Here is a 10,588-nt window from a genome sequence, read left to right as displayed (position 1 = left end):
CCCTGATCGGTGGTGAAGGTGATGACCATTACTACTTCTTTGCCAACAGTGGGCAGGATGTGATTGATAACACCGGTGGTGGTAACGACTGGGTGTTCTTCAATGATGTGGGGCGTGATCGCATCAGCTATCACCGCGATGGTGATGATCTGGTGATGTTGGTCGATAACGATCTGCAGCAGAAACTCACGGTTACCGGACACTTTACTGGTGGTGATCTGGCGATTAGCTATATCCAACCGGGTGATGGTGGCTATGCGATCCCAGCATCCCGCATTGAAAGCCTGCTGACTGAGTTACCTGCAGGTGGTGATACGGGGACTGGCGATGGTGATACCAGCGGTGGTACCGACAATGGCGGTGATACCGGCACTGACAATGGTACTGGTGATACAGGCTCAGGTGAGACCGATAACGGTGGCAATGACAACGGTTCAGATGATGTGATTGATCCCAGTCGCTATGACACCGAAGTGGTGGGTACGGCACAGGGTGAACAGCTGGTTGGCCGTAACAACCGCAACCTGATCCGTGGTCTAGCCGGTGATGATACGTTGTTTGGTATGGGCGGTGATGACATCCTGTTGGGTGGCGACGGTGACGACTTTATCCAGGGCGGTAATGGTCGGATGAATGGGGATGATGGTAACGATACCCTGATCGGCGGTGCCGGTAACGATGTGCTGGCCGGCTTTGCCGGTAACGATACCTTAAAAGGTGGCGTGGGTGATGATCACTACTATTACCATGCCCAAGGTGGTCAGGACATCATCGATAACACCGGGGGCGGTACTGACTGGGTGTTCTTTATCGATATTGACCGTGAGCGAATCAGCTATCACCGCAATGGTGACGATCTGGTGATGTTGGTGGATAACGACCTGCAGCAAAAACTGACTGTGACTGGACACTTTACCGGTGGTGATAAAGCCATCAGTTACATCCAACCCGGTGATGGTGGCTATGCCATTCCCTCATCTCGGCTTGAAGGTATGCTGACAGCATTGCCAGCAGGTGGTGCATCTGTTGCCGCAGCGGATGTCCAGCCTGCCAGCAATATTGATGGTTTAATTAATGCCATGGCGAGTATGACCGATGGGGGGGCTGGTGAAGCAGCATCAGGCACATTGGTTACTTCAAATGATCGCTTGGTATTAACTTCATCGCATCAGTAAAGCGATAAAAAAGAGTAGTACTGGTCGTTGAGCTTTATCCCACCACAAGTATTGAAGTTTGTGGTGGGACACTACCTGAAAGGGTATAAGCAACGGCTGGTGCTGTCTCATTTACTTCGGTATTATGCTCTGCCTTAAATCACAAAAGCAGCTTGGAAGCTACCACATTTTTCAATGTGTTTTGAATTGGTAAATCACTTTATTTGGGTCTTACCAACGGTATGCATGCCCATAAAGAAGGGTATAACAAAGGAATTGTTTTGGTATTAAGGAAAATAGATTTACATAGTAAGCAGTGATGGTTTTTATCTTCAGCGAGATTTTAAAAGTACTCGTGAAGGATCAGTTTGCAGTTAAATAAGGTAGTCAATGACTGAGCAATCAACCTCGCTACCGCGGGACGTTAGTACAGCACTAGGCTGTATAACCACACTGGGTTTGTTATTTCAGGAAATAACTGACACCGAACAAGCCAATGAACTTAAACAACAGTTTCAAAAACAACGCTTAGAAACAGCGGCAAAAGCATTTGCCAAAGCGTTAAAATTGAAAGTTAAAGTGGCTAAGTGTGAGTATAAAAAACTTTCTCAAGATCAACTGCCATTAGCCTTTGCCTCGAAGGACGGCGAGTATTTTGTACTGGCTAAAATTGCTGATGGTAAGGCATTAATTCAACATCCTGATAAACCCCAACCAGAAATAATTCCAGTGGATAAGTTAGCTGAGATATGGGCTGGGAAAATAATTTCAGTGTCAGGTGAAAAACGTCAGGCGGGAGCAACTCGGCGGTTTGATATAACCTGGTTCATTCCTGAGTTTGTTCGCTTTAGACGCCTTTTAGGCGAAGTCCTTCTGGCCTCGGTTTTTCTACAGACGTTAGCTTTATTAGCCCCACTAGGCTTTCAGGTGGTGATGGATAAGGTATTGGTCCATCAGAGCCGATCCACGCTGGATGTATTAGTCATTGCTTTAATTGTTGTGGGTATTTTGGAGGTTGTATTAAAAGGCTTAAGAGAATACATATTTGCTCATACCACCAATCGTATTGATATTCATCTAGGCTCGAAATTATTTAATCATTTAATGCGTCTCCCCCTGCTGTATTTTAAAGCACGCAGTGTGGGTGTTACGGTTATGCGTATTCGGGAGTTATCCACAGTCCGCGAGTTCATTACTGGGGCTGGTATGACGCTTATTGTAGATTTAGCGTTTACCTTCGTATTTTTTGCAGTGATGTATTATTACTCGCCATTTTTAACGGGGATAGTGTTAGCTTCAGTGCCCATTTATTTATTGCTTTCCTATTTAGTCACTAACCCCATGCAAAAGCGCATTGAAGAACAATTTCAGTACGGTGCGCTAAATAATGCTTTTTTAACTGAAACGGTATCAGGGGCTGAAACGGTTAAAAGCCTAGCGGTTGAACCACAAATGCAGCAGCGCTGGGAAGGTCAGACGCAAGACTTTGTTGATGCAAACTATCGTACCCAACAGTTACAAAGTTTTACTTCACATGGCGTAATGTTAATACAAAAAGTCACGATGGCATTGGTGCTTTGGTTTGGTGCCAGGATGGTCATTAATCTCGAATTATCTATAGGTCAATTAATTGCATTTAATATGATGGCGAATCATGTCAGCCAGCCTGTGATTCGTTTAGCTGAGTTATGGCAGCAGTTTGTGCAGGCTAGAGTATCTGTTGACCGGTTGGGGGATGTACTGAATACTCCGATGGAGCAGCAACAAGGCCAAAAGGATTTAGTGCAACGTGTAAAAGGCTCGGTGTTAATACAAAACTTGATGTTTAGTTATCGCCCTGATTTACCTCCAGTATTAAAAGGTATTAATTTAATGATTAAGCCTGGAGAGATTATTGGGGTTGTGGGTCCGTCAGGTTCAGGGAAAAGCACATTAACTAAACTTATTCAGCGTTTATATTTGCCACAGCAAGGTGATATTTTTATTGATGGGGCAAATGTCGCACAGCTTGAGCCATCGAGTCTGCGTCAACAGATTGGGGTGGTTTTACAGGAAAACTATCTCTTTAATCGTTCTGTCCGGGATAATATTGCTTTATCAAACCCTGCCGCACCGTTAGATGAAATTATTGCTGCGGCCAAATTGGCCGGTGCGCATGATTTTGTGTTAGAGCTACCAGATGGTTACGACACCATTATTGCGGAAGGGGGAAGCTCATTATCCGGTGGACAACGGCAACGTATTGCCATAGCCAGAGCATTATTAACAGACCCTGCCTTGCTCATTTTTGATGAGGCTACCAGTGCACTGGATGATGTTTCCCAAGAAATTATTCAACGAAATATGCGCGACATTTGTCGTGGTCGTACTGTGATCGTGATTGCGCATCGTTTATCTACAGTAAGAGAGTGTCACCGCATAATTGCACTTGCAGATGGACAAATTGTGGAAATGGGCCAGCATGAACAGCTATTGGCTCAAGATGGACTATATGCCCGCCTGTGGGCCCAACAGGAAAATATGGAACAAGAAAATAGTATTACGGCTTAGCGCGTAGTGCTGTTTTTAGCTGAAATATACCCAAAACGAAGGGTTTTTAGGGGCGGCCGTCAAGTGATGAAGCCCCCGGAGCTTATATTAATAAGTGACTGGGGTGGCAGTTAAATGCTCCTGCATAAACTGCATTCCCACCATCCTTGGTGGTCAAGAGCGCAGACAACAAACCCTAAAAATGATTCGTGAAGGGTATAAAACGGGTATACCCATAGCAATTGGATTTTATACATGAAGGGTAAAAGTGGCGTCCTTCTGGAGTAGTAAAGTGAGTATTAAACAGCATTTAAAAGTCGCACTTTCTGCATGGCGACAGCAGCGTAAAGAACCTAAACCGGAAAAACGAAAAGCCCATGAATATGATTTCTTGCCGGCTTATTTAGAGGTAACAGAGCGTCCACCTACCCCTTATGGACGTGCATTTTTACTCGGTATTTGTGCTTTAGTGATTATTGCGCTGGCGTGGTCCATTCTTGGCCGTATCGACATTATCGCCAGTGCTACTGGTAAATTAATTGTCAGCAGCCGTACTAAAGTTATTCAGCCCATTGAAACGGCTGAAGTCATTGGTATTCATGTTCAGGATGGACAGTTTGTCAAAAAAGGTGATGTACTGATTGAACTTAACCCGACAGGTGCTGCTGCCGATGTAAAACGCCTTACGGAACAACTGCAGTTTGCCAAGGTGGATATTGCGCGTTGGCAGGCATTGCGGCAGGAAAATCCAGTAGACTCATTTAAACCTGAAATAAATGCACCAGAGCACTATGTTCAGCAGGCTCGGCATTTATTACAAAGTCAGGTGGATGAGCGAGAAGCGGCGCTGGAAACCATTGATAGTGAACTGAGTCAAAGTGCGGCTCAGTTAACTTCAACCAAAGCAGAAATTATTAGCCAAAGCAAAGTATTAAGCACTAAAGAAAAGCGTTTGGCAGCACAGCGTAAATTGGTGGAGCGGGATGCATTTCCTCGGTTACAGATGCTGGAGCTTGAAGAGGAAACACTGTCATTACGCAGCGAGTTGGAAGTTTTACGCAATAAAGTTAAAGAGCTTGAAGCAGCTGCAGTGACAATCAAAGATCGACGCAAGCAAACTATACGGCAGTGGTCACGTGAGGATCGTCAGGAATTAAATGAAGCGCAAAAGCGGGTGGCAGAATACGCTCAGGAACGTATTAAAGCGATTGAAAAAAATCGTCTACAAACGTTAAAAGCTTCTGTTAATGGTGTTGTCCAGCAATTGGAAATTCATACCATTGGTGGTGTTGTCAGTCCTGCACAGCAATTATTGGTTATTGTGCCTGAAAATGCATTGTTGGAAGCTGAAGCACTGGTTTTAAATAAAGACATTGGTTTTGTGGTAGCTGGGCAATCGGTAGAAATAAAAATTGATAGTTTTCCTTACACAAAATATGGAACAATTGCGGGCACCATTAAGCATGTGTCACGCGATGCCGTTGAGCATGAGCAGCTTGGTTTAGTTTTCCCGGCTCGTATTGAAATGGAAAAAGACGTTATCAATGTGGATGGTGAAGAGATTAAGCTTGGGGCTGGTATGAGTATTACGGCTGAAATTAAAACAGGCGATCGCCGGGTGATTGAATATTTATTAAGCCCCTTACAAGAATATCAGTCAGAAGCGTTACGGGAGCGTTAAACGATGAATATGGACGCTGCATTGCCCCGTCATATGGCTGAAGGTAATGGAAAGCTTAATGACAATACCCAGCCACTTGATAGTGCCATCTATTGTTTGGTTCAACTTGGTAAACTGTTTGATATTGCGGTTGATCCTTTACAAGTGGTTCACCGGCATGGCAAATATCATACGGTTTATGAGGCATTAGATGTTGCTCGTTGTGCTCAACGACTGGGTTTACGTACCCAGCAAGTGTTGGTTAAACCAGATCGGATTGAGCTGACACCATTGCCGGTAATGGCAAAGATAGGTGACAGCTTTTATGTGATAGAACAATGTGAAGACGGTGTTGTTTACGGGTTTTGCGGTAAAACCCAACAATCTTGGCACCAATCATTGGATGAGTTAAAGCGCGACTGGCCTGAAGAATGGATTTTATTTTCACGTCAAGAAGAAACAGGGAATAATCAGCAAAAACCTTTTGGTTATAGTTGGTTTATCCCGTCAATTAAAAAGTTTTGGCCGCAGTTTCGTAACGTTATTTTTGTCTCGCTATTTATTCAGTTGTTTGCCATTGTGACACCGCTCCTTTTTCAGGGGGTTATTGATAAAGTTTTAGTCAGCCGAAGTTTGGCCAGCTTAGAAGTATTTGCTTTTGCTATTTTGGTGTTAGCTGTTTTTGATCCTTTATTTGGTCTTTTGCGTTCCTGGTTATTTTCTCATGCGGCGAGTCGAATTAACTCAGAGTTAAGCTCCCGGCTTTATCAGCATTTGTTAGGGTTACCGCTCAATTATTTTAAGCAAAGACAAACCGGAGAAATTATTGCTCGTGTTCGGGAAATGGACCAAATCCGTAGTTTCCTGACAGGCTCAGCACTAACCTTTGTTCTGGATTTATTTTTTATTGGTATTTTCTTAGCACTATTATTTTCCTATGCCTACCTACTGGCCTGGATCGTCGTCGGTTCCTTGGTTTTGTACTCATTATTTTGGCTTTGTATCACTCCCGTGATGCGCGATCGGGTTCAGCGCACGTTTGAAAAAAATGCCACAAATACTGCATTTTTAACTGAAGCAGTAACAGGTATTGAAACGATAAAAACCTCAGCGACAGAACAGCAATTTTGTCGTCACTGGGAAGATAAATTATCAGCTTATGTAAAAACATCGTTTAAGGCCGCAACACTGGGCATTTGGGCTGGACAAGGTATTGGTTTGATTCAAAAAATTACAGCAGCACTGACCTTATGGTTTGGTGTTGACTTGGTAATGACCGGTGATTTATCAGTGGGTGGCTTGGTGGCTTTCAATATGCTGGCAGGCCATGTCACCATGCCTATTTTACGATTGGCTCAGATTTGGCAAGACTTTCAACAGACAGGCGTATCGCTACGTCGAGTTGGGGATATCCTAAATGCACCTGTTGAAGCAGTCGGCAGTGGTAAGTCAACACCGCCTGCGATTAAAGGCGATATTGAGCTTAGAAAAGTTACATTCCGTTATCAGGATAATGGGCCTGAAGTGCTGCGTCGCTTGGATTTATCCATTAATGCTGGTGAAATGATTGGTATTACTGGGCTTTCAGGGTCAGGTAAAAGCACCATCACCAAATTAGTACAACGTTTGTACGTTCCGGAAAGTGGCCAAGTGCTGATTGATGGTATGGATTTAGCCGTCACTGACCCTGTTGTGATTCGCCAGAAAACAGGTGTCGTATTGCAAGAGAGCTTTTTATTTAATGGCTCAGTAAAAGATAATATTACTTTAGCTTACCCTGAAGCTACGGAAGAAGAAGTGATTCATGCCGCTAAGTTGGCAGGCGCTCATGATTTTATCATGCAGCTGGCTCAGGGATATGAGACACCTGTAGGTGAGCGTGGAGGTAGCTTATCCGGTGGTCAGCGTCAGCGTATCGCAATCGCAAGAGCACTGATTACGAATCCAAGTATCCTCATTTTTGATGAAGCCACAAGTGCTTTAGACTACGAGTCAGAGAGTGTCATTCTGGCGCAACTCCCTGAGATTGCCAAAGGCAGAACGCTGATAATGATTGCTCATCGTCTTAATACACTACAACAGTGCGATAATATTATTGTTCTGGAAAAAGGGCAGATTCTTGAGCAGGGCCTTCATCAACAATTAATTGACTTGGAAGGACGCTACAGCCAGCTATGGAGTTTACAAACTGGAAAAAAATAGGATGAGTTATCGAGCATTAGCTGTATTATTTATATATTAGTGAATGAATTACAATAATATAGCTCTTATTTCCTTTGTTGACCCTCTGATCTCTCTGGTCCTGATTATTGGTATATAGCTGATAGGATAAGGTAGTTGAGATCAGGTGTTTAACAGCTTTGCAGATCTGTTAGCGGAAGAGCTATTGATCATGTGCATGAAATTGATAAGGAGAGTATATACCCTTCACAAATGATTTCTAGGTTTTGTTATCTTCACTCCTCGCCCCAATCACCAATTAATATAAGCTCATGGGGCTTTGTCACTCGATGGCTGCACTTAAAAAATATACGTATTGGGTATAGGTGACAGCATTAGAAATACTGATGCATAATATGGGCCTCTCTATTAGCTGGAAGTTCATGGATTGTAGTTATGGCGTTATCAAAAATTGACGCTGAAAAGCTAGAGTTGTTTAAAAAGACATGTAAAGCACATAAAGAACATATTTATGGATATCCCTGTTCAACAGATTATGACTATGGTTCACTTTCCACATTTTTAAGTTATTCAATTAATAATGCTGGTAATTGTATGAGTGTCGGCAATTACCTTATTAATAGTTTTTCTTTTGAAAGAGAGGTCGTTGAGTGGTTTAGTATACTTTTTAACCTTCCTTTGGACTTAGGTTGGGGGTATACAACTAACGGGGGCACAGAAGGGAATCTGCAAGCCTTGTATATGGCACGCGAAAGACTAGATAATCCTATCTTACTTTGCAGTAAAGCTGTTCACTACTCCATTGATAAAATCGCCAAAATTTTAAGTTTGTCTATTCGAAAAATAGCTGTAAATACACAAGGGGAAATAGATTACGAAAGCTTAACTAGGGCGATTAAAGATCACCAGAGAAACTCAATCATAATTGTGCTTAACTTTGGCTCTACCATGGTAGGTGCATATGACTCTCTAAGCAAGATAAATACAATTATTAATGACTTGAAATTAAGTCGAGATAGGGTGCATATTCATGCAGATGCAGCACTAGGTGGTTTTATTTTGCCCTTTGTATCTGAGTATCAAGAGGGTTTTTTTGATAAAGGCTTAGACTCATTAAGTTTATCAGGACATAAAGTGTTGGGTAGTCCAATCCCTTGTGGGCTTATTTATTACATTTGAAAGTCACCTGCGTGCAATGACATCAAGAGTCGAATATATCGATTCCTTAGATCTAACCATTAGTGGATCACGCAATGGTTTAACACCTTTGTTGATGTGGTATGCAGTCAAATCAGTTTCTTTTGAAGAACATCAAAATCGAATAAAGCTTTGTTTAGAAATTGCCTCTCAAGCGACTAACGTTCTTAATGAACTTGGTGTTCCTGCATGGAGAAATTAATTTTCAAATATAGTCGTTTTCCCTAAGCCTAGTGAAGCTATTTGGAGAAAGTACCATTTGACGGTTGAGAATGCTATAGCTCACATAGTAGTAAACGGACATGTTCGTGCACTTGATACTTTACTGCCTGCTCTGAAAGATATCGCAACTGATCTTCACAAAACGACACTGCTGTAAACAGTATCTTCTTCAATTATGGAATACACGAAATTAATGAAGATGAGATGATTTATTAGAAGAAAATTTATAGTAAGTTCTTTTGATGATTGAATGAGCGCTGTACTTAGATCTATAAGTATTTGTTATATACAAAGGCCAGCAGTGCAGCGCTCTTGGTCAACATAAAAACATAGCTTTTAGAGTACTCTACTTTTATTAAGCTGTGACCTTTTCAATTTTTTTTTCACACATTAGATTATTTGGATGTTGTGTCCAGTTTAAGTAAGGCTTTTTATTCTCTTGCGCTATCATAGTAATACAATCATGTTCTGGACATACCATTTCGCATAAGTTACAGCCAACACACTTTTCTTCAATAATAGAGTATATTTTTTGGTTTTTATATATTGAGGGTTGAATAGCCTGGTGGGATGTATCCTCACAGGCTGCATAACAACGACCACAGCCAATACAAGCGTCAGGGTTAATATTGGCAATAGTCTTATAGTTCAAGTTTAAATATTTCCAGTCGGTAATATGTGGGACCGCTATGCCAATAAAATCACTTAGCGCTTGATAGCCTTTATTTCTCATCCATTGTGTTAAACCATCAGTTAGTTCGTCGATAATAGAAAAACCATAGATCATTGCAGCAGTACAAATTTGCACATTGTGGGCACCAAGGACCATAAACTCAGCGGCATCATGCCAGGTTGTAATTCCACCAATGCCTGATATTGGTAGCCCTTGGGTATCCAGATTTCTTGCTATTTGGCTAACCATATTTAACGCAATAGGCTTTACTGCAGGTCCACAGTAACCCCCACTTGTAGTATAACCATCAACATTTGGCCGAGCCTCAAATGTATCTAAGTTGATCCCAGTAATTGAATTTATGGTATTTATGAGTGAAACAGCATCAGCACCTCCTCGCAGGGCGGCATGAGCAGGCTGTAAAATGTTTGTGATATTGGGCGTCAACTTAACTATCACGGGCATACGGGTGTAATGCTTACACCACGCTGTGACTTGCTCTACGAGTTCAGGTACTTGGCCAACAGCAGAGCCCATTCCTCGTTCAGGCATACCATGAGGACAGCCAAAATTTAGCTCTATTCCATCTGCACCAGTATCTTCAACTTTTCTCAGCATTGTGCGCCATGCTTCTTCTTTGCAGGGTACCATTATAGAAACAACAATAGCACGATCAGGCCACTTACGTTTTATAGCACGGATTTCTGAGAGATTAGTGGCAAGTGGTCGGTCAGAAATTAACTCAATATTATTAATGCCAATCAGATTACCGTACATATCGTGATGAGCTGAGTAGCGTGATGAAACATTGACAGGGTGAGGGTCTTCACCCAAAGTTTTCCAAACAGCGCCTCCCCAACCAGCTTCAAAGGCGAGGTTAATATTATAGGCTTTGTCAGTAGGAGGTGCAGAGGCGAGCCAAAAGGGGTTAGGTGAAGAGATTCCTGCAAAGTTACTAGCTAAAATACTCAT

General features: G+C 42.5%; 7 protein-coding genes. 6 read left to right on the top strand and 1 reads right to left on the bottom strand.

What is annotated here, in order from left to right; genetic code table 11:
• The 6 genes from F607_RS35755 to F607_RS33460 form a co-directional block, all read left to right on the top strand.
• On the top strand, nt 1–1,175 hold a 1,175-nt coding region (locus F607_RS35755), incomplete at its 5' end, for a calcium-binding protein (protein ID WP_420864428.1).
• A 369-nt stretch (nt 1,176–1,544) separates the two neighbouring features.
• Nucleotides 1,545–3,704, top strand: a complete 2,160-nt coding sequence (locus tag F607_RS0106745) for a type I secretion system permease/ATPase (protein ID WP_027707482.1) — start codon at nt 1,545–1,547, stop codon at nt 3,702–3,704.
• A 271-nt stretch (nt 3,705–3,975) separates the two neighbouring features.
• Nucleotides 3,976–5,364 carry an HlyD family type I secretion periplasmic adaptor subunit gene (locus F607_RS0106740; protein WP_051311022.1) on the top strand — a complete coding sequence of 463 codons (1,389 nt, stop codon included), beginning with the start codon at nt 3,976–3,978 and terminating at the stop codon, nt 5,362–5,364.
• 3 nt (nt 5,365–5,367) lie between these two features.
• Nucleotides 5,368–7,545, top strand: a complete 2,178-nt coding sequence (locus F607_RS0106735; RefSeq protein WP_211233604.1) for a type I secretion system permease/ATPase — start codon at nt 5,368–5,370, stop codon at nt 7,543–7,545.
• 414 nt (nt 7,546–7,959) lie between these two features.
• A complete protein-coding gene (locus F607_RS28465) occupies nt 7,960–8,703 on the top strand; it encodes an aminotransferase class I/II-fold pyridoxal phosphate-dependent enzyme (RefSeq protein ID WP_084611141.1) in 744 nt (247 codons plus the stop codon).
• Nucleotides 8,704–8,719: 16 nt separating this feature from the next.
• The gene (locus F607_RS33460) at nt 8,720–8,923 is read left to right on the top strand and encodes a hypothetical protein (RefSeq protein ID WP_157365393.1); all 204 of its coding nucleotides are present in this window, start codon (nt 8,720–8,722) and stop codon (nt 8,921–8,923) included.
• 375 nt (nt 8,924–9,298) lie between these two features.
• Here F607_RS33460 and preA read toward each other — a convergent pair whose 3' ends face one another.
• Entirely contained in the window at nt 9,299–10,588 is a 1,290-nt protein-coding gene (gene preA, locus F607_RS0106725) for an NAD-dependent dihydropyrimidine dehydrogenase subunit PreA (RefSeq protein ID WP_027707479.1), read from the bottom strand.

The organism is Zooshikella ganghwensis DSM 15267, assembly GCF_000428585.1.
In the GTDB taxonomy this organism is placed as follows: Bacteria; Pseudomonadota; Gammaproteobacteria; order Pseudomonadales; family Zooshikellaceae; genus Zooshikella; species Zooshikella ganghwensis.
This window is presented reverse-complemented; position numbering and strand designations above follow the sequence as displayed.